The organism is Allobosea sp. P1_A7, assembly GCF_056406775.1.
Map to the genome: position 1 here is coordinate 35,275 of NZ_JBFTZN010000013.1, position 20,566 is coordinate 55,840.

Here is a 20,566-nt window from a genome sequence, read left to right on the forward strand (position 1 = left end):
CATGGGCGTGCCGCTGATCAGGCTGAGCGGGGTCCGGCGCGATTTCGGCGCAGGCGAAGCGGCGATTGCGGCGCTCGACGGGGCCGAGTTGACCATCGAGGCCGGCGAGATGGTTGCGATCGTCGGACCGTCGGGCTCGGGCAAATCCACCCTGATGAACATCATCGGCTGCCTCGACCGGCCGACCGGCGGTGTCTACGAGATCGACGGCCGCCCGACGCGCGATCTCGGGCCGGACGAATTGGCACGGCTGCGGCGCGAGTATTTCGGCTTCGTCTTCCAGCGCTATCATCTGCTGTCGGAACTGACCGCACTCGCCAATGTCGAGGTGCCGGCGATCTACGCAGGGGTTGCCGCCGAGCCGCGGCGCAATCGGGCAGCCGCCTTGCTCGACCGGCTCGGCCTCGGTACCCGCAAGACCCATCGCCCGGCCGAGATGTCGGGCGGCCAGCAGCAGCGGGTTTCGATCGCGCGGGCCCTGATGAACGGGGCCCGCGTCATCCTTGCCGACGAGCCGACCGGCGCACTCGACCGCAAGAGCGGCGAGGAGATGCTGACCCTGCTCGAGGAACTCGGCCGCGAGGGCCACACGATCATTCTTGTCACTCATGACATGAACGTCGCGGCCCGAGCCGACCGCATCATCGAGCTTAGCGACGGCCGGATCATCTCCGATCGGAGGACCCGCCCGGCGCTCGTTTCCAAGGCGAACCCGGTGCTGGACGTGCCGCGGGGTGGCTCGTGGCGGGCCGCGTTCGGCCGGCTGCGCGAGGCCTTCGGCATGGCCCTCCTGTCGATGCGCGCCCATAAGCTGCGCTCCGCGCTGACCATGCTCGGCATCGTCATCGGCATCGCCTCTGTCGTCAGCGTGGTGGCGCTGGGGGAGGGCTCGCGCCAGCAGGTTCTCGCCAATATCGCCGGGCTCGGCACCAACACTCTCGAGATCTATCCCGGAGCCACGATCGGCGACCGCCGCTCGGGCCAGATCAAGACCCTGACGGTCGCCGATGCCCATATCCTCGCGAGCCAGCCCTATGCCGAAGGCGTCACACCAACCGTGTCGACGAATGCCACGCTGCGTTTCGGCTCCGCCGAGGCATCGGGATTGGTCATGGGCGTCGGCGAGCAGTATTTCGCGGTCACGGGCGGCGTCTTGGCCCAGGGCCGGCTCTTCGACGCGGACGACGTCCGGCGGCTCTCGCAGGATGTGGTCATCGACGAGAACACGGTCAGTGCCCTGTTCGCGCGGACCGGCCAGGACCCGATCGGCAGCGTCATCCTGATCGGCTCGGTCCCTGCCCGCGTGATCGGAGTGATGYGGCCCCAGCAGAGCGGCTTCGGCGCCAGCCTGAACCCTCAGGTCTACCTGCCTTACACCACCGTCCAGGGCCGTTTCCTCGGGGATCTCTCGCTGCGCAGCATCATCCTGCGCGTCAATGACGACACACCGATGGAGTCGGCGCAGAGCGCCGTCACCGAGTTGTTGACGCATCGCCACCGCGCCGAGGATTTCTTTATCCGGAACAATGACGCAATCCGTCAGGCGATCACCAACAACAACGCGACCTTCGCGCTGCTGATCGCCTCGATCGCCGTGATCTCCCTGCTCGTCGGCGGCATCGGCGTGATGAATATCATGCTGGTCTCGGTGATCGAGCGCACCGGCGAGATCGGCCTGCGCATGGCCGTGGGCGCGCGCCGCGGCGACATCCTCCAGCAGTTCCTGATCGAGGCCTCTCTGGTCTGCTTCATCGGGGGCGTGCTCGGTATCGCTCTGGCGCTCTCCATCGGCTGGGGATTCGCGCTCTCCGGCTCGCCGGTTCGCTTCATCTACTCGGCTGAGGCCTTCGCGGCAGCGATTGCCTGCTCGGCGCTGATCGGTGTCGGCTTCGGATTCCTGCCAGCGCGCAATGCAGCGGGCCTGGACCCCGTCGAGGCCCTGGCCCGAGGCGCCTGAGGCTTTTACTGGAAGCCTGCGGCCTGCAATGCGAACAGCTCGGCGTAGCGCCCGTGCAGCGCGATGAGCTCCTCATGGCTGCCGCTTTCGAGGATGGCGCCATTCTCCAGCACCAGGATGCGGTCGGCCATCCGGACGGTCGCGAAGCGATGCGAAATCAGCAATGCGGTCTTCGCCTCGCTCAGATTGCGGAAGCGTTCGAAGATCTCCGCTTCAGCGCGGGCATCCAGAGCTGCGGTCGGCTCGTCCAGAACCAGGATGGCTGCGTCGCGGAAATAGGCTCTGGCAATCGCGATCTTCTGCCATTCGCCCCCCGAGAGATCAAGCCCACGCGCAAAGACGCGGCCCAGCATCTGCTCGTAGCCCTCCGGCAGCGTCTCGATCAGCGGATGGGCGAGGCTCTTCTGCGCGGCGTCGATGACCCGCGGCCGATCACTGAGGCAGGCGACCCGCCCAATGCCGATATTCTCAGCCGCGGTCATGTGATAGCGCACGAAATCCTGGAAAATGGCGCCGACCTGGTGCTGCAGGTCGGCGATGTCGATATCGCGGATGTCGATGCCGTCGACGAGGATGCGGCCCTCGTCCGGCTCGTAGAGCCTGGTCAGCAGCTTGACGATCGTGGTTTTGCCGGCGCCGTTTTCACCAACGAGGGCGAGTGTCTCGCCGACGGGAAACGTGAAGCTGAGATCGCGCAGCGCCCAGGCATCCTTGCCGGGATAACGGAATCCGACCTTGTCGAAGACGATACCCTGCCGCATCGGCACCGGAAATGGTCGTGGGCTCGACGGGGCGACCATCGTCGAGCGGAGGTCCATGAACGAGAAGAAATCGTCGAGATACTGGGTCTGCGACGTGATCTGGGTCAGGCCGAGGATCAGCCGCTCRAACAGGCCGTTCAGCCGCAGCAACGAGCCGGCGAGAAAGGTGAGATCGCCGATGCCGAGTTCACCCTTCAGGGCGCGCCAGGCGATGACGGCATAGGCAGCGTAATAAGCCAACGAGGCGATTGCCCCAAACAGACTGCCCCAGAGCGTGCGCCGAGCCGCGAGATCGCGATTGCCACGATGGACCTTGTCGGCGAGTTCGGCAAAGCGGCCCGCCAGGTAGGCGCCGAGCCCGAACAGCTTCATCTCCTTGGCGGATTCGGCCACGGAGCCGACGATCTGGATATAATCCATCTGCCGACGCTCGGGCGTGACCGAAACGCTCAGTCCATACCCCTTCGCATTGAAATGCGCTTCACCAGCGAGCGTTGGCAGGAGCGCGAACAACAGCAGAATGATCAGCAGGGGTGCATAGGCGAACAGGCTGACCACAAACAGGATGAGCGTGACGAAATCCTGAGCCTGGCTCAGCAGGGAGGTCAGCAGCTGGTTACTCGTGAAGCGCTGGGTGCGGGCCCGTTGCAGCCTGTCCTGCGCAGAGCTGGTCTCGATGTCGCGCAGATCCAGGCTCGCAACCTGCTTGATGAGCGCCACGCCGAGCGCATTATCATGCCGCTCGGTCAGGACCCTCTCCACGAAGGCTCCGATGCGCGCGAGCGCGTTTGCGGTGGCGACGAGCAGGAATTCGAGCACAAGCCAGCCGGCGACCGCGCTCAGGCGCCCGCTGTCCACCCAGTCCGCCAGCGTGGGTCCAGGAGCTGGCGAGGCGGTCTGGAGCATGATCTCGTCGACGATCAGCTTGCCGATGAAGAGCACGAGCGGCGGTTGAGCCGCGCGCAGCAGGCGTAAGACGATGATCGTGGCCGACAGCGTGGGGCTCGTCTGCCAGAACGAGTGCAGCAGCCGAGGCAGCAGGGCCAGGGTTCGGAAACGCTGGCGCAGCGCTGGCGAGAACGAGGCGGCGGTCATCTGGCGATCTCTGATGGAGCTGCAACGATCGGACCGCAGCAGCAAGGATGGCAGCTTGGGGACATGCTAAGCCTCTGCAAGTTTGCCGCGGCGCTCGTCAGAGGCTCCCGCACAAGAGCCGACGCGTCTCGACAGGTGGATTGCGCGATAGTCGTCCAGGCCCAAGGGCGGCCGGTGCGCGATCAGGATGAACGTCGCCAGCGGCAAGTCCTGGCGCAAGGTCGCGAGCAGATCGCGTTCAGCTGCCGGGTCGAGCGCACTGGTCGCCTCGTCGAGCACGATCCAGTCCGGCTTCTGGAGATGGATACGGGCGAGCGCCAGCCGCTGGCGCTCGCCGCCGGACAGGCCGCGGCGCGCGTCGTTCCAGGCCGGCTCGTCGATTTCCAACAACTGGGCCATGCCGACGGCCCTCAGGGCTCGCTCATAGTCCTCGGCCCGATGGGTCTCAGGGGAGGCGGGATAGGCCAATGCTCCCCGCAGCCCGCCGAGGGGCAGGTAGGGCTGCTGCGGCAGGAAGACCATTTTGGCATCCGGCCGTTCAATTTGCCCCGCGCCATGCCGCCACAACCCGGCAAGGGCCTTCACCAGGGCACTCTTGCCATGCCCGGAGGGCGCTGAAATCCAATACGTCCCGCCTGCTTCAAGCCTGATCTCGGGGAGGGGCTCGAGGGCGCGGCCGTCGGGGACGCGAAGGGCGACATCCTGCAGCAGGATCCGGTTCTTCTGTCCCGTGACGAGCGCTGGCCGCGGCGCGTCCACATTGTCCTCGGCAGCCCCAAGGAAATGACTCAGGCGGCTGGCCGATGCCGCGAGTTCGGCAAGATCGCGATAGGAAAAGATGAACCAGGAAAGCGTGGTCACGACGTTCTGGAAGGCCGAGCCGATCTGCATCAAACCGCCGAAGGTGACGCGCCCGGCCAGGAAGGCCGGCAACGCCAGGAAGAGCGGGATGCGCAGGACCGTCTGCATATAGGGCCTGGTGAAGCAGCCGAGGATCAACTCGCGATTGGCGAGGCCGCGCCCGTTCTGGATGATCGCGCCGAAGCGGTCCGCGAGCAGGCGCCGTTCAGCCGCCTCGCCATTCGCCAGAGCGACGGCCTCGACATGCTCGCGCAGCCGCGTCAGTGCGAAGCGGAAATCGGCCTCGCGGCGCTGCTGCTCGAAGGCGAGGGATTTCAACGGCTTGCCGAGCCAATGCGTCAGGCCGCTCGAGATCGCGACGTAGAGCGGCGCAGCCCAGACCATGTAGCGCGGGATCTCGACGGCGATGCCTCCAACCGTGAAGGCGAGGGCAAAGGTCGAGAGCGACCACAGGATCGCGAAGAAGGAGACCAGCGCGACGATGTTGGTGATGAGCTCGATCGCCTCGCCGGTGAGCTTGTCGACAAAGATGCGGCAGTCTTCGGCGATGCGCTGGTCCGGGTTGTCGAGGCCGTTATCGGTGCGGTCGCGCAGATGCCAATAGGCCTTGTTGGAGAGCCAGCGGTCGAGCGCGGCTTCGGTCAGCGAGCGGCGCCAGCGGATCTGCAGCATCTTGCGCAGGTAGCTGCCACTCAGGAACAGGCTCACGCTGATGGCGATCAGCCCGAAGAACACCGCGATCTGGCGCAGTGTCGCATCGACATCGAGCTTCTGCAGCGCGTTGTAGAAATCCGCCGTCCAGGCGATCAGGCGGACAGAAACCTGGACCCCGGCCAAGCCGAGCCCGAGCACGAGCGCGAAATAGACCAATCCGGCCCGCCCGCCCGGCCCGCTGATGCAGAGCCGGGTCAACAGCGTGATCTGCGAGATGATCCTGGTCACGAAGAGGCCCTGGGCGAACTGCGTCGCGGCGAGGGCGGTTCCAGCGTGTCGAGCCTGAAGATCGCGTCGCCAATGCCTTTCAGGCTTTCCTGGTCATGGCTGGCACGGTCGGTCGGCAGCAGCACAGCCAGATCATYGATGCCGAGATCGCGGAGCTGATAGGGCGTGCCATGGCCGTATTCGAGATGGCCGCGCCCGATGATACCGATGACGAACGGGTTGTCTTGTGCCTTTGCCAGATGATCGGCGATGCCGCAGGCGAAGGCGCGATCCCAGGTCTGCTGGGCTCGAATGAAGCGATCGAAGCGGTCCGGCTCCATGGCGCGTGGGCGATCTGGCCCGGCGAAACCGCTCATGATTCCGGCGAGATAGCGCCGGTACCCCTCCGTCGCGGGGGCAGCCGGCGTCACGCCATCGCGCTCTTCGATGGGAATCGCATCCCAACCGACCTGGCCGACACGCGTGACCAGCGGCCGATGGCAGTTGAGCGCGAGTATCGGCACGCGCTGCTGTCGGCAGAAATGGAAGAGCGGCAGGTAGAGCTCGGGATCGAAACCCCAGACCTGTGCCCATTCCGACCGCTCCAGGAAGGTCGCGGTGTCCATCTCGCCCTCGACCCAGGCGTCGAGCACCGGCTGGAGCCGACGTGGGAACATCTCGAAACCGACCGCCATCTGCGGCCGCAGCGTATGCAGGAACGCCGTGACATGGAGCTGCCAGCGATGGATCTCAGCGATGTCATGACTCTCGCCGAGCAGCACGACGCGCTTCTGCGCCATCGTCCGCATCAGATCGTACTGGGCAATGGCCTCGCCGGTCTCGGGCAAGAGCCAGGTCGCGCGCCGATGAGCCAGGGACACGGATCCGGCGGTGAGGGAGGGCTCAGCCATGGGGATTGCCGAGCGGAACGCCGTCGAAGGCCGCGGCCGGGCCGCGCAGCACGAGGCCGAACGGCTGGCCGTCGGAATCATGCGCTGCAAGCTCGACCTCCGAGCCGGCGACCTGCCGCAGCCAGCTTGCGACCGCACCAGCGCGCAAGTGAAGGTGGAAGTCGCCCTGCATGATGTTGACGAAGCCCATGGCCGGCTTCGGCTCTGGCAGCGCACCTCCCCAATGCTGGGCCAGGCCCGGTTTCGTGAAATCGATCGAGATCGGCACGCCATTGCGCAGGATCGCGGCGAAGGTCGCGGCACCGAGATCATCCTCGGGCACATCAGGCGATCCGCCGCCGGCAGCGCTCTCGCGCTCGACCGGCTCCAGGGCCTCACCGGCGCCGAATGGGGCAAGCGCCTTGTCGAAGAGCTCCAACCCGTCGAGCCCGATCAGGCTGAACAACACCTCGCCGGCGGCGTCCTGGCACTCGAGCCTGGGCAGCACCCGGTCGCGCATCTTGCTGGTGCGGTCCGCGACCAGCCGGGTCACGACCGCAAGATCGAGCGTGCTGTCGTGGAACTCGCCTGCGAGGCGCGCCCTGGTCCCGTCGATCGAGACGGTGCCGACCACGCCCATGCGCTCATGCGTCGCGCCGCCGGAGCGTGCGCTCAGCATGACGCGGCCCATGGCGGGCAGGCTTGCCAGGATTTCGGCCGAGGGTTGCTTCAGCAGTTCGCGGGGATGTGTGGTGCTTGTCATAAGGGGGCTCCAAGGAAAGGATGCGACGCTCCGGGGTCTCGCTCGGAGCGTCGCGTGACCAACCGCGCTTGTCACAGCCGCGGCCCGTCAATCGGGTGGCGCTAGGTCCGCTGCGTCTCAGAACTCAACCGAGGCTGCGAGCTTGAAGGTACGGCCAGCCGCGGTCTGCAGTTCGAGCGGGTTGGTCGCGGCGACTGCGGCCGAAGCCGGAACCTTGTCGAAATTATAGACGTTCGAGAAATAGCGGCGGTCGAAGATGTTCTGCACGCCGCCGCGGACCGTGATGTACGAGGTCGGCTTCCAGTTCAGGAAGGCATCGAACACGGTGTAGCCCGCCGGCTTGAAGATGGTCGGCGCGCTGGCGCGGGTGACGCCCGCCCCGAAGGTTCCGATGACCTCGGCCTCCAGCCCATATTCGGGCATCAGGTATTTCAGCCCGGCGACAGCGGTAAACGGGGTGATCGAGTTATACGGCGTGGTCAATGCGCCAGAATCGGCTTTTTGCGTGCCGTACTGGTAGCTCAGCGCGACATTGGCGAGCCAGCGCTCGTGGAATTTCCACTCGGCCGATGCCTCTATACCGGAAATCTTGACGCTCGAGAGGTTGCGATAGGTCAGATCGGTCGAACCGAGGATCGGCGCGAAGTTCTGAATGAAGTCCTTGTAATCGGCATGGAAGACGCCGACCGAGAACCAGCCATTGTCGAAGCGGCCGCGGATGCCGGCCTCGTAGGACGTGACGCTCTCGGGCTTGAGATCCGGGTTCGGGATCAGGTTCTGGGTGCCCATCGGCAGCGACGTATAGAGCTGCTGCGCGGTCGGCATCTTGAAGCCCTGGGCGTAGCGGGCATAGAGCGAATAGGTCTCGTCAAGCTTGAAGATCGTGCCGACCTGCGGGATCAGCTTATGCGAGTCGATCTCGCGCGGAGCCTTGCCCGGCACGATGACGTAGCCTGGCCCAATGCTCGGGTCGATCTTGTAATTGGCGTAACGGACGCCCGGCGTGATCGTCCAGCGACCGTTCAGCAATTCGATTTCGTCCTGCAGATAGAAATCGTAGCGCGTCGTCGTCGCGTTGGCGAAGTTGAAGCCGCCTGCAATCGTCGTGGTGGTGACGCCGGTCGACATGTTCCGGACGTCGTCGCGACGCTCATAATCGGTCTTGGTGACGTCGCCCTGGAACCCGTAGGTCAGCCGGTGGAAGCTCGAGCCGAGCGCGAAGCTCGACTTTGCCTGGATATCGAGCTGGGAGAATTGTTCGGAATAGTCGAGGAAGCCGCGGGTGAAACGCTGCTGGTTGTTGGTCTGCGTCTGATAGCGATTATTGGTGACTTCACGCTTCTGTGGCGAGAACGATGCCTGCCAGCGGATCGAGTCGAGGAAGCTCGTGCCGACATCCCATTGATGCTCGAAGGCGATGCGCTGGCGTGATTTCACTTCATCTCGGATATAGGGTCCGTTGCGGAGGCCGGACGCCAGGACATTATAGTCCCAGAGCTGATTGATCTTTGAGCTATTATCGAAATACTCGCCGGTCAGCTTGAACGTATGGTCTGTCGTCGGCGAGAAGACGATCTTGCCGAAGGCGTTCCAAACCGTGCTGTCGAGCGGGTTCAGTGTGTCGCAGCCGAGATAGCGCAGGCTCGGCACGGGGCAGCCCCAGCGGCCGCCATCGGCGCGGGCCCGGCTGAGTTTGGCCTCCTCCGCCGTCTTCTGGCTCAGGCCGACAATGGCCTCCAGGGCAGGGGTGAGCCTGAAGGCTGCGATGCCGGTCTTGGTGAAGGAGCGGTCGAAACTGTCATACCCGGCATCGAGACGCACGGCGTAGGGCTTGTCCTTGCCTTTCAGCAGGTCCTGGGGATCGAGCGTCCGATAGGCGACGATGCCGCCCAGAGCATCGGCGCCCCAGAGCACCGAGCCTGGCCCACGCACGATCTCGACGCTCTTCAGGAAGGGCATCTCGACGAAGTTGCGATTGCCGTCGGTGATGCGCTCGATCACCCGCGATCCATCGACCTGCATCTGGACGCGGTTGCCGCCGACCCCGCGGATCGTGAAGCCATCGAGGTTGCCGAACGGGTCGGTGCCGCTGGTGAGGCGGTTGACGCTGACGCCCGGCTGGTAGCGGACGAGGTCCTGCATGTCGCGCGTCATGCGCTCGTCGAGTTCCTGCCGTGAGATAACGTTCACGACGCCGGGAACATCGAGAACCTGCTTTTCACCGCGTGTCGCCGTGACCGTAATCTGGTCGAGCGTGAACGCCGGTGACGCACTGCCGCCATCTGCGATCGCTTGAGAGTAACAAATCGTGCTTTGAAGGATTGTAAAAAGGAAAGCGGCTGAAAAATATAGTTTTGATTTGTTCTTCATTGGAAGACCCCAGTCCATTTGCGGGTGGATGTAGTCCGCTGGTACTAGGATTCGCAATTGTAAATTTGACACAGTGTTTTCTGATGTACTTTTGTGGCGTGAAGTACATGTGCAATCTATAATAGATATAGATTCTAATTATTCTACTTTAGCAATTGCGCGGGAACTGCTTGCCCCGCATCGCCTGCGCGCGACCACGGAACATCCCGCCGTCGGGGGCAGCGTCAGTCGGCGCAGATAGCGACATGGAGACATAAAGATGTCTTTATATTCCCATTGACTGCGGCGAGCATTTGGACCTAGGTTGGGGTGTCGTGGTTCTCCGGGTCTGTTTGCCCGGAGCTAAGAGGGAAGCCGGTGCGTCGAGGTCGCTATTGACCTGGGCAAGGCCGGCGCTGCCCCCGCAACTGTAAGCGGTGAGCCGCTGTCCAAGATGTGTCACTGAGGCCGGCAAGGTCTCGGGAAGGCCGGACAGCAGCGATGACCCGTGAGCCAGGAGACCTGCCTCGACGAACTGAACGTCCTCGGGCGGGGTGTCCCGGTGGAGCGCTTTGCGATTGCGCAGGCTCTTCGCCGGCGGAATCCTGGACGCGTCCGCTTTGGCCTTTGCTCCCAACTTCTGGGGTAAGCCTATGTCATCTTCACTTCCTGTCGCGACCCTTGGGACGCCGCGCATTGGTCCCCGCCGCGAACTCAAACTCGCTCTCGAAAGCTATTGGTCGGGCAAGTCGACCGAAAGGGACCTGCTCGACACCGCCGCCGCATTGCGCGCCGCCAACTGGGCCCGCCAGAAGGCACGCGGTGTCACCGTCATCCCGTCGAACGACTTTTCGTTCTACGATCAGGTGCTGGACACCAGCGTGATGGTCGGCGCGATTCCCGAGATCTATGGCTGGAAGGGCGGTCCGCTCGGGCTGGCGACCTATTTCGCCATGGCGCGAGGTGCGCAAAGCGAGACCAAGCCGCACACCTCCTGCGGCCATGCCCACCACGACCACGAGCATTCCCACGGCGCCCCGGCGCAGGAAATGACCAAGTGGTTCGACACCAACTACCACTACATGGTGCCGGAATTCGCGACCGGACAGCGCTTCGCACTGTCCTCGCTCAAGGCGGTCGACGAGTATCGTGAGGCCAAGTCACTCGGCTACGACACCCGCCCCGTTCTGCTTGGGCCGGTCACCTATCTGAAGCTCGGCAAGAGCAGGGACGCCAGCCTCGATCCGCTCTCGCTGCTCGGCGAGTTGCTGCCGGTCTATATCGATGTGCTGCGCCGCCTTTCCGCCAATGGTGCCGAATGGGTCCAGATCGACGAGCCTTGTCTGGTGCTCGATCTCGACAAGGCCGCCCGCGACGCCCTGCGCCGGACCTATGCCACCATCGCCCATGCCCTGCCGCAGCTGAAGATCATGCTGACGACCTATTTCGGTGGTCTCGGCGACAATCTCGACACGGCGGTCACGCTGCCTGTCGCAGGCCTTCATCTCGACCTCGTGCGCGCTCCCGCGCAGCTCGAGGAGGTGCTGACCAAGGCGCCGCGCGGGCTCGTGCTGTCGCTCGGCATGATCGATGGCCGCAACATCTGGCGGGCCAACCTGCCGGCGCTGCTCGACCGGCTCGAGCCGGTTGTCGCCAGGCGCGGCACCGACCATGTCCAGATCGCGCCCTCCTGCTCGCTGCTGCACACGCCGATCGATCTCGATCTCGAAACCGATCTCGATTCCGACCTGAAGAGCTGGCTCGCCTTCTCCGTGCAGAAGATGGGCGAACTCTCGGTGCTGGGCAAAGCCCTGGCGGGTGGCCGCGACAGCGTCGGGGATGCCCTGGACGCTTCGGCGGCCGCAGCGGCGGCCCGAAAGGCCTCGCCGAAAGTCCACGATGCCGCAGTGGCTGCGCGTGTCGCGGCGGTGACGCCCAGCATGACTGACCGCAAGAGCCCCTTCGCAGCCCGTGCGAAATTGCAGCGCGAGCGCTTCAACCTGCCGGCTTTCCCAACGACGACGATCGGCTCCTTCCCGCAGACCGCCGAGGTCCGCAAGGCCCGGTCGGCTCATGCCAAGGGCCTGATCAGCGATGCCGACTATGAGCAATTCCTGCGTGAGGAGACGGAGCGCACGGTGCGCTGGCAGGAGGAGATTGGCCTCGACGTGCTCGTCCATGGCGAGTTCGAGCGCAACGACATGGTGCAGTATTTTGGCGAGCAGCTCGCCGGCTTCGCCTTCACCAAACATGGCTGGGTCCAGAGCTACGGCTCGCGCTGTGTGCGGCCGCCGATCCTGTTCGGCGACGTCTCGCGGCCGCAGCCGATGACGGTCGGCTGGTGGACCTATTCGCAGTCGCTGACCACGAGGCCGATGAAGGGCATGCTGACCGGGCCCGTGACGATCCTGAACTGGTCTTTCGTCCGCGACGACATCCCGCGCAGTGCCTCCTGCCGCCAGATCGCGCTGGCGATCCGCGACGAGGTCATCGATGTGGAGAAGGCAGGTGCCGCGATGATCCAGATCGACGAGGCGGCGCTGCGCGAGGGGCTGCCGCTGCGCAAGAGCGAGTGGAAGGGCTATCTGGACTGGGCGGTGGGCAGCTTCAGGCTCTGTGCCTCGGGCGTCACCGACGCAACCCAGGTGCACACCCATATGTGCTACTCGGAGTTCAACGACATCATCGACGCGATCGCCGCGATGGACGCCGATGTGATCTCGATCGAGACCTCGCGGTCGAAGATGGAATTGCTCGACGCCTTCAAGACCTATCGCTACCCCAACGAGATCGGTCCCGGCGTCTATGACATCCACTCGCCGCGGGTGCCCGAGGTGGGCGAGATGACGAGCCTGATGAAGCTCGCTCGCCTCCAGCTCGCAGACGAACAGCTCTGGATCAACCCCGATTGCGGCCTGAAGACCCGCAAATGGGAGGAGGTCAGGCCTGCTCTCGTCAATATGGTTGAAGCCGCGCGGCACGTCCGGGCAGCCGCTCGCTGAGCGCCTGAGGCTCGTTATCCAAACGTCAGGAGGGCAGCCCTTGTCCGCGTGGCGCCAGAGAGCAGAATCGAGCCGTTGGGTCGCGGTCGCCGTGGCCTATCTGCTCGTGCTCCAGATGGTCCTGACAGGGCTCGCGTCGGGTGCCAATGCTGCGAGCATCGCTCTCGATCGCACTCTGGCCATAACGTTTTGCTCGCCGGGGGCTTCTTCGCCGGGTGACACGACCGACCGCGGCACGGCGCAGCATGATCTGATGAGCGGCTGCGCGCTCGGTTGCTCTCATCCCGCCCACGCGGATGTGCCGTCAGCAATCGACTATCTGCCAGTTGTCTACCGGACCGTCGACCTGAACGCCTTCATCCGGCATCTCGACGCGCGTCACGGCTTTGTCGCCGGCCGATCGCCCGCCAATCCCCGCGCACCGCCGGTCTGAGACCTGAGCAAGCCGCCATGCGTTCGCGCATGTAGGGCCGCTCTGTTGCGCGACCTCGGCTTCAAGGCCGATTTGCCCGCCATCCCCAGCAGATGCGCACCAGATTCTGATCCGAGCATTCGGCGCGATGTCTGCCCGGCACGCAAACGAAGCGCGGGGGCTCGCGCCTGCGATGCCTCGGCTCACCATGCCAACGGTTCCTTTGCCGATCGCAATCTGACCGGGGCCGCATGTCGGGATCGCCATCACCGGCCGGCACTCACCGTCCGATGACCACACTCAACGGCATCGAGCGTCATGGGCTCTCACGAGCCCGTCGCAGAACCGCCCTCACAGACCAAGGATTACGCCATGAAGACCCATCTCCTTGCAGCGATGTTCGTCACTCTGGGAACAACCGGTGCGCTCGCTCATATTACCCTCGAAACGCAGCAGGCTCCGGTCGGCTCGACCTACAAGGCCGTGTTGCGCGTGCCCCATGGTTGCAAGGGCGCGGCAACAACGAAGGTCCGCGTCCGGATTCCCGAGGGCGTGATCGCGGTCAAGCCGATGCCCAAGCCCGGCTGGACACTGGAAACGGTGAAGGGCCCCTATGGCAAGGCTTTCGACTACTACGGCACACCGACTTCGGAAGGCGTGAAGGAAGTGGTCTGGAGCGGCGGCAGGCTGCTTGACGAGCACTATGACGAGTTCGTGCTGCGCGGTTATCTGACCTCCGACCTCAAGGCCGACACCGTCCTCTACGTACCGGTCGTCCAGGAGTGCGAGGGCGGCACAGTCGAACGCTGGATCGAGATCCCGACTGAGGGCAAGAGCGCGGACGACTACAAGTATCCGGCTCCCGGTCTGAAGCTCACCCCGAAAAAGTAAACCGCGCAAGTGGCCGGGCTTCGCGCCCGGCTGCTGGGAGTTGCCATGCGCTGGCCCCTTCGCCTCGCCTTCGTCCTGACCTGCGCCTTGGCTGTCGCCACGGCAATAACCGGACGCGCCTTCGCTCATGCCGCGCTGATCGCCGCCTCGCCGGCGGACGGCGCGGTCGTGACCAACGCCCCTGCGGTGTTGACACTGAGCTTCAGTGAACCGGTGTCGCCGCTCATCCTTAAGCTGATCGGACCAGACAGCGCGTCCCGCACACTCGATCGGTTCGTGCTGAAGGACAGGACGCTGATGATCGAAGCGCCCGCCGAACTGTCAGCCGGAACGCATGTTCTGAGCTGGCGCGTCATTTCCGAGGATGGGCACCCGGTTGGTGGGGCGGTGGTCTTCTCAGTCGGTGCGCCCAGCGGCCAGTCGCCAACTCCTGAGACACGGACTGATCCTGCTGTGCGGGCTACCCTATGGCTGGGAAAGGTAGGGCTCTATCTGGGCTTGCTCATGGGGCTCGGCGGGGCAGCCTTTGCGACCTGGGTTGGTCCCTTGCCTCGCGATGCCCGGCGACCGCTCGGATTGTTCATCCTGCTCGGATCTGCCGCCTTGCCGCTGGCACTCGCCGCGCAAGGGCTCGATATCCTGGATCGCTCGCTCGGCAGCCTGGGCGAAGCGGACGTCTGGAGCGCCGCGGCCGCCAGCAGCTTTGGCCGCACCGCGCTGGCTGCAGCCGTCGCATTTCTGCTCGGAATGGCCTCCCTGGCGGTACGCGGCCGCATGGGGCCGGTCTTCGCTGGAGCAGCCCTCCTGACTGTAGGGGTGGCGCTCGCCGCGAGTGGCCATGCCAGCGCGGCCAGCCCGCAGTGGTTGATGCGGAGTGCAGTCTTTGTTCACGCCGTCAGCGTCTCCGCCTGGGCAGGAGCCTTGGTGCCTCTGTTCTTCGCTCTGCGGGAGCCCGACGCAATTGCCGTGCTGCGCCAGTTCTCGCGTTGGATACCTGTCGTTGTTGGCTTGACCCTGCTCAGCGGTGGCATCCTGGCGGTGGTTCAGCTCGAACAGCCAGGCACACTGATCTCGACCGGCTATGGCTGGGTTCTGCTGATCAAGCTCGCCTGGGTTGCAATCCTGCTGGGCCTGGCCGCCATCAACCGCTACCGCCTCACGCCCCATGTCCTGTCTCGAACGGGCATCGCCGCCAAGACGATGCGGCGCATGATCGCGGCCGAAACCTTGCTGGTGTTCCTTGTCCTTGGCACCGTTGCGACCTGGCGCTTCACGCCGCCGCCGCGGGCACTTCTCGATGCGGGAGCGCCGCCTGCATCGATCCACATTCACACGGCCAAGGCGATGGCGGACATCCGCATCTCGCCTGGACGTGCGGGGCCGGCCTCCATTTCGATTTCACTGCTCGACGGAGAGTTTGGACCGCTCACGGTCAAGGAGGTTCGCTGCGTGATGTCGAACCCGTCGGCCGGGSTCGAACCGATCGAGCGTCAGGCCGTCCGGTCGAGCGACGGCGCCTGGCATGTCGACAGCCTCGTCATTCCCATCGGTGGTCGGTGGACCATCGAACTCGAAATCCTGGTCTCCGATTTCGAGATGATCCGCCTCGGTGAGACCGTGGAGATCAAGCCATGACGAATGACTTGACGCGCCGGGACCTGACAGCACTGGCCGCGACAGGGGCGCTCTCGGGCTTGTTCGGACATGTGCGCGCGGCCGAGGCACAACCTGCGGCAACGGGTGCCGCGCCGATGCGCGTCGCGATGCTTGTCCACCCGGATATGGTTCTGCTCGATCTCGTCGGTCCGCTGACGGTGTTCTCGCTTCTGCAGGCTGAAACTCATCTGGTCTGGAAGGGCAGGGCAGCCGTCACCAGCGATGTGAAACTGCCGGTTGCGCCAACGGCGACATTCTCCGAATGCCCCCGCGATCTCGACGTCCTGTTCGTCCCCGGCGGGTTGAAGGGCAGTGTCGCCTTGATGGGGGATAGCGAGGTGCTGGGCTTCCTCGCCGAACGCGGCGCGCAAGCTCGTTATGTCACAAGCGTCTGCACCGGCTCTCTGCTGCTCGGAGCCGCGGGACTGTTGAAGGGCTATCGGGCGACCTCGCACTGGTATGTCCGGGATCTGCTGCCTGTGATGGGCGCAAAGCTCCAGACTGATCGCGTCGTGATTGATCGCAACCGGATGACTGGCGGAGGTGTGACGGCCGGACTGGATTTCGGATTGACGCTCGCTGCTGCGCTCGTGGGTGAGGAAACCGCACGCCGCATCCAGCTCGTCCTTGAATACGACCCGCAACCGCCCTTCGATTCAGGCGCGCCTGAGCGTGCGGACAAGACGAATATCCAAGATGTCCTCGCGCGCCGGTCACCGCTGATTGCAATGGCGAAGGCACAGGCCGAACAGGCGAGGTCACGCCTCGCGCTCTGAAGCACCGGCGCGAATTCCATGATCGAGGACGAACCGCTTGCGTAACGTCCCCGGCAACAAGCGCACCACATCATCGGACCGGACATCGTGTCTGGTCCGATGATCTAACCTTGTGTTTGCATCGCCTTTCCCGAAAGCCGCAATCTACATTTCGGGCCCATGCTTTAGGTCCGCGATATGCGAGCGGGATGGGTGAATATCTCGAAGCCGTCGCCGCGTGCGATCCCGATCAGCGTCATTCCGGCATCGGCTGCCGTCCGTATGGCCAGCGCCGAGGGAGCGGAGACGGCAGCGAGAATTGGTAGTCGAGCGATGGCAGCTTTCTGAACCATCTCGACCGAGATGCGGCTGGTGAGGACACCGATGCCGGTCTCGGCCTCGCGCTTCTGGCGGGCGAGTGCCCCGACCAGCTTGTCGAGGGCATTGTGCCTGCCCACGTCTTCGCGCAGGACAGCAAGGCCTTGGTGGCGCTCCCAGAGAGCGGCAGCATGCACTGCGTGCGTCTGACGATTCAGCGTTTGCTGGCCCGAGATCGATTGAACCGCCATCATGATCTCCTCAGGAGAGAAATTCAGGCCGAGCGGAACCGAATCCAGAGGCCGTATCGCCTCGGAGAGCTGCTCGATGCCGCACAAGCCGCAGCCGGTCGGTCCTGCCAGATAGCGACGGCGATGCTGGAGCTTCTCCGCAGGCGCATCAGCGAGCCAGATTTGCAACTCGATGCCGATCTCCTGCTCGATGATCGCAAGCGAGTGGATTTCATCCAGCGAGGTGATGATACCTTCGGTCAGGCTGAACCCGATCGCGAAATCCTCGAGATCATCGGGACTCGCCATCATCACGGCGTAAGATGATCCGTTATAGGTGATCGCGATCGCAGATTCTTCCGGCACGGCGCGGCTGCTCGGAGCAAGGCCGCCATTTCGCCAGACCGTCGATTCTACCCGGAGGTGGCTCTCCATATCGATCGTCCTGCTGCGCCGACCGGAGATCGGACCGTCGCCTGCGAAAAATGGCACAGACCCACTGCCGTTGCGAGCGCCGCTGAGGAGGCATGGCGCGCTTCGTCCGAACAAGACGGAGAAGCGCGGGTGGGCTCGGCGCCCCAATGAAGCGCAGCGAGCGCTGGTCTGTATGTGACAGCGAAGCCGGAGCTCTCGTGGCACGGGCGCCTTCCAATCCGGACAGACCCTGGGTGCGCACTCATCATGTGCCGCGGCGAAGGTCGAAATTGACCTTGCTGGAGCATCTGGGACAAGATGAGGCGTGGTTACGGTCACGGCTCCCGAGTTTCGGGGCGCTCATCGACTGAATGCCGGACAAGGGCGCTCCTGGCGGGTGCTGTTGATCGCCTCGTCGCTGGTGCTCGCCAGCACGTCGAGCTTGGCCGAAGAGCTCAAGCCTTGGTTTGCCGAAACCACCCCAACACTCGTTCTCGACCGCCTCGACGGCGCTCGTATCGATCTGGCGGAGCTGCCCGGCGGTCCCGTGATCGTCCATTTCTTCGCGACATGGTGCGCCCCCTGCATCGAGGAGATGGCCTCGCTGAACGCACTCGCGGCTCAGCAGCCGGTCCAGCTCACGATCCTCGCCGTCGATGTCGGCGAGGTCGACGCCCGGGTCAGGACCTTCTTCCGCGAGCGCCCGGTTTCATTCCCCATCCTGCTGGACCGCGACCGCAGCGCGATGAAGGCTTGGCATGTTGAGGGATTGCCGACGAGCTTCGTGCTCGATCGCGACCTGAGCCCGGCCTTCAAGGCCGAAGAGCCGCTCGATTGGACGGGCCCGGCCGTCATCCCCGTGCTGACGCGACTGTCGCAGCGCAAGAACGGGACGCCGGCGGAACAGACGATCGATGGAAGCCAGAGCAGGGAGGAGATCCGATGATTACGCGTCGTGACATGCTGAAAACCGGTGCCGTGGTCGCAGCTGCGGGGTTTGTGGCTCCGCACCACGTCCTTGCCCAGGACGCCGTCTTTGCGCCTACGCCCGGTGCCTGGCGCAATTTCGAGGTGCTGACCCGGCTCGAATTGCCGGCGAAGGGCAGGGCACAGGCCTGGATTCCGCTGCCGTCAGTGCAGGAGGGCGAATGGATCAGGTTGGGTAAAAACGCCTGGCAGAGTAACGCTGCCTCGGCGGAGGTCGTCAGTGATCCCAAATATGGCGCGCAGTTGCTGCATGTTGTCTTCAAGGATGGGGAGGCAGCGCCCATTATCGAGATTCGCAGCAGCTTTTCGCTGCGCGACCGGGCCGCAGATCTCGGCGCAAGATCCCAGGCGCCAATGCTGAGCGCGGCCGAGCGCAGGCTTTATCTCGAGGCGACCGAGTTGATGCCCACCGACGGCATCGTCAAGGAGACTGCCGAGAAGGCGATTGCCGGCAAGGCGAGCGACCTCGACAAGGCCCGGGCGATCTACGAATGGGTTGTCGTGAACACGTTCCGTGACGCGAAGACACGCGGCTGCGGTACCGGCGACGTCGCCTCGATGCTGCGCACCGGCAATCTTGGCGGCAAATGCGCCGATCTGAACGCACTCTATGTCGCGCTGGTACGTGCCGCGGGCATCCCGGCCCGCGACATCTACGGTATTCGCGTCGCGCCTTCGAAGTTCGGCTATGCTAGCCTCGGTGCCGGTTCCGCGACCATCACCAAGGCGCAGCATTGCCGAGCCGAGGTCTGGCTCGATGGCTATGGTTGGGTCGCAACCGATCCCGCCGATGTGCGCAAGGTCGTCCTGGAGGAGCCGCCAGGGAACAATGCAATCGACACGCCCAAGGTGGTGGCCGCGCGAAAGACGCTGTTCGGCGCCTGGGAGGGCAACTGGCTCGGCTACAACATGGCTCATGACCTGGAATTGCCGGGCTCGCGCCACAAGGTGGCATTCCTGATGTATCCGCAGGCTGAAATCGCTGGCGCGTTGCTCGACTGTCTCGATGCCGACACGTTCAAGTACACGATCAAGTCGGCCGAGATCACGGCTTAGTCGGCGAGGCGGATGGGGCGCTGCTCTTCTGGAGACTGGACCATGAGCGACACGATCGACCTTGACACTCCCACTCCCCCCCGCCTGACCAGCCTGGCACATGGCGGCGGCTGTGGCTGCAAGCTGGCGCCGTCGGTCCTGCAGCAACTGCTTGCGGACCACCCTGCGGCAGGGCCTTACCGTCAGCTTCTCGTCGGCACGGAGACCGGCGACGATGCGGCGGTCTGGCAGATCGACGATGAGACCTGCGTCGTCGCGACGACGGATTTCTTCATGCCGATGGTCGACGATCCGCATGATTTCGGCCGGATCGCGGCGACCAATGCGATCTCGGATGTCTATGCCATGGGCGGCAAGCCGATCATGGCCTTGGCAATCCTCGGCATGCCCCTCGACAAGCTGCCGATCGAGACGACGCGCGAGATCCTGAAGGGCGGCGCCTCGATCTGCGCCCAGGCCGGCATTCCGGTCGCGGGCGGGCACTCCATCGATGCACCCGAGCCGATCTACGGACTTGCAGTGATCGGCCTGTTGAAGCTGCCGAACCTGCGCAGGAACAGCGGTGCGCGGCCGGGCGATGCGCTGATCCTGACCAAGGCATTGGGCGTGGGGATCTATTCGGCGGCCTTCAAGAAGGAGTTGCTGCCAAAGGCCGCCTATGACGAGATGATCGCCTCGACCACCCTGCTCAACCGCGTCGGCGCCGAACTGGCAGGGGATGGCGACGTCCATGCGATCACCGACGTCACCGGCTTCGGCATTCTCGGGCACGGGCTGGAGATGGCGCGCGGCTCGGGCGCGACCTTGCGGCTCCGCTTGGCTGAATTGCCCTTCCTCTCGCAGGCCGAGCAACTGGCACGCGACGGGCGCGTGACCGGTGCTTCGCACCGCAACTGGGCGAGCTATGGCGAGGGCGTCGCGCTACCGGCCGGACTGCCGGACTGGCAGCGCCATTTGCTCACCGATCCGCAGACCTCGGGCGGCCTCCTGGTCTCCTGTGCAGCAGGGAGGGCAGACGAGATTCTGTCCATGGTGAAGGCGGCTGGATATCCCTCCGCCCGCATCGTCGGAACAGTCGAGGCCGGCCCTGCGCGGGTGATCGTCAGCTAGGGCGGATCGACATTCACGATTGAACGAACCCGCTGACGCGGGAAAGCTGCGGGGTTTGTGACGGGAGGCTCCTGCTGGGAGGGTTTGGGTGTTGAAGCCACCCAGCCCAGCAGGAGCTCCCGATGACCGAAGCCAAGC

The 20,566-nt window shown here is 64.6% G+C and carries 15 protein-coding genes and 1 riboswitch; of the genes, 9 read left to right on the plus strand and 6 right to left on the minus strand.

What is annotated here, in order from left to right:
• The first annotated feature begins 1 nt into the window (after position 1).
• On the plus strand, positions 2-1,957 hold the full coding sequence (locus AC1D34_RS03555; RefSeq protein ID WP_476823497.1) for a MacB family efflux pump subunit: 1,956 nt from the start codon (positions 2-4) through the stop codon (positions 1,955-1,957).
• 5 nt (positions 1,958-1,962) lie between these two features.
• On the opposite strand, the gene AC1D34_RS03560 is transcribed toward AC1D34_RS03555, so the two are convergent.
• The 5 genes from AC1D34_RS03560 to AC1D34_RS03580 all read right to left on the minus strand — a co-directional run bounded on the left by AC1D34_RS03560 (position 1,963) and on the right by AC1D34_RS03580 (position 9,636).
• The gene (locus AC1D34_RS03560; protein WP_476823498.1) at positions 1,963-3,813 is read right to left on the minus strand and encodes an ABC transporter ATP-binding protein; all 1,851 of its coding nucleotides are present in this window, start codon (positions 3,811-3,813) and stop codon (positions 1,963-1,965) included.
• Positions 3,814-3,879: 66 nt separating this feature from the next.
• Positions 3,880-5,616, minus strand: coding sequence for an ABC transporter ATP-binding protein/permease (locus tag AC1D34_RS03565; RefSeq protein WP_476823499.1), 1,737 nt, complete (start codon positions 5,614-5,616; stop codon positions 3,880-3,882).
• A complete protein-coding gene (locus AC1D34_RS03570; protein ID WP_476823500.1) occupies positions 5,613-6,506 on the minus strand; it encodes a ChaN family lipoprotein in 894 nt (297 codons plus the stop codon). The genes AC1D34_RS03565 and AC1D34_RS03570 overlap by 4 nt, the downstream gene beginning before the upstream one ends.
• Positions 6,499-7,248, minus strand: coding sequence for a hypothetical protein (locus tag AC1D34_RS03575; RefSeq protein ID WP_441507802.1), 750 nt, complete (start codon positions 7,246-7,248; stop codon positions 6,499-6,501). The genes AC1D34_RS03570 and AC1D34_RS03575 overlap by 8 nt, the downstream gene beginning before the upstream one ends.
• 117 nt (positions 7,249-7,365) lie before the next feature.
• A complete protein-coding gene (locus AC1D34_RS03580) occupies positions 7,366-9,636 on the minus strand; it encodes a TonB-dependent hemoglobin/transferrin/lactoferrin family receptor (protein ID WP_476823501.1) in 2,271 nt (756 codons plus the stop codon).
• A gap of 280 nt (positions 9,637-9,916) precedes the next feature.
• A riboswitch (cobalamin riboswitch) is annotated at positions 9,917-10,141 on the plus strand.
• Positions 10,142-10,250: 109 nt separating this feature from the next.
• Between AC1D34_RS03580 and metE the strand changes: the two genes are divergently transcribed.
• The 5 genes from metE (at position 10,251) to AC1D34_RS03605 (ending at position 16,334) form a co-directional block, all read left to right on the plus strand.
• A complete protein-coding gene (metE, locus tag AC1D34_RS03585) occupies positions 10,251-12,599 on the plus strand; it encodes a 5-methyltetrahydropteroyltriglutamate--homocysteine S-methyltransferase (RefSeq protein ID WP_476823502.1) in 2,349 nt (782 codons plus the stop codon).
• A gap of 40 nt (positions 12,600-12,639) precedes the next feature.
• Positions 12,640-13,032 (plus strand): hypothetical protein, encoded by a 393-nt coding sequence (locus AC1D34_RS03590; RefSeq protein ID WP_476823503.1) that lies wholly within the window; start codon positions 12,640-12,642, stop codon positions 13,030-13,032.
• Between the two features lie 351 nt (positions 13,033-13,383).
• On the plus strand, positions 13,384-13,902 hold the full coding sequence (locus AC1D34_RS03595; RefSeq protein ID WP_441479111.1) for a YcnI family copper-binding membrane protein: 519 nt from the start codon (positions 13,384-13,386) through the stop codon (positions 13,900-13,902).
• Positions 13,903-13,947: 45 nt separating this feature from the next.
• Entirely contained in the window at positions 13,948-15,537 is a 1,590-nt protein-coding gene (locus AC1D34_RS03600; protein ID WP_476823504.1) for a copper resistance CopC/CopD family protein, read from the plus strand.
• Positions 15,534-16,334 (plus strand): DJ-1/PfpI family protein, encoded by an 801-nt coding sequence (locus AC1D34_RS03605; protein WP_476823505.1) that lies wholly within the window; start codon positions 15,534-15,536, stop codon positions 16,332-16,334. Before AC1D34_RS03600 ends, AC1D34_RS03605 begins: the two co-directional genes overlap by 4 nt.
• A 164-nt stretch (positions 16,335-16,498) precedes the next feature.
• On the opposite strand, the gene fdhD is transcribed toward AC1D34_RS03605, so the two are convergent.
• A complete protein-coding gene (gene fdhD, locus AC1D34_RS03610; RefSeq protein ID WP_476823506.1) occupies positions 16,499-17,296 on the minus strand; it encodes a formate dehydrogenase accessory sulfurtransferase FdhD in 798 nt (265 codons plus the stop codon).
• A gap of 304 nt (positions 17,297-17,600) precedes the next feature.
• Here fdhD and AC1D34_RS03615 point away from each other — a divergent pair, with 304 nt between their 5' ends.
• Genes AC1D34_RS03615 through selD form a run of 3 tightly spaced genes read left to right on the plus strand, consistent with a single transcriptional unit; the run spans position 17,601 to position 20,428 of the window.
• Entirely contained in the window at positions 17,601-18,221 is a 621-nt protein-coding gene (locus tag AC1D34_RS03615) for a TlpA family protein disulfide reductase (RefSeq protein WP_441507794.1), read from the plus strand.
• Positions 18,218-19,318: a transglutaminase-like domain-containing protein gene (locus AC1D34_RS03620; RefSeq protein WP_476823507.1), complete on the plus strand. Its 1,101-nt coding sequence runs from the start codon at positions 18,218-18,220 to the stop codon at positions 19,316-19,318. Before AC1D34_RS03615 ends, AC1D34_RS03620 begins: the two co-directional genes overlap by 4 nt.
• A gap of 42 nt (positions 19,319-19,360) precedes the next feature.
• Complete coding sequence (gene selD, locus AC1D34_RS03625) at positions 19,361-20,428, plus strand: selenide, water dikinase SelD (protein ID WP_476823508.1); 1,068 nt, start codon at positions 19,361-19,363, stop codon at positions 20,426-20,428.
• The last annotated feature ends 138 nt before the right edge of the window (positions 20,429-20,566 follow it).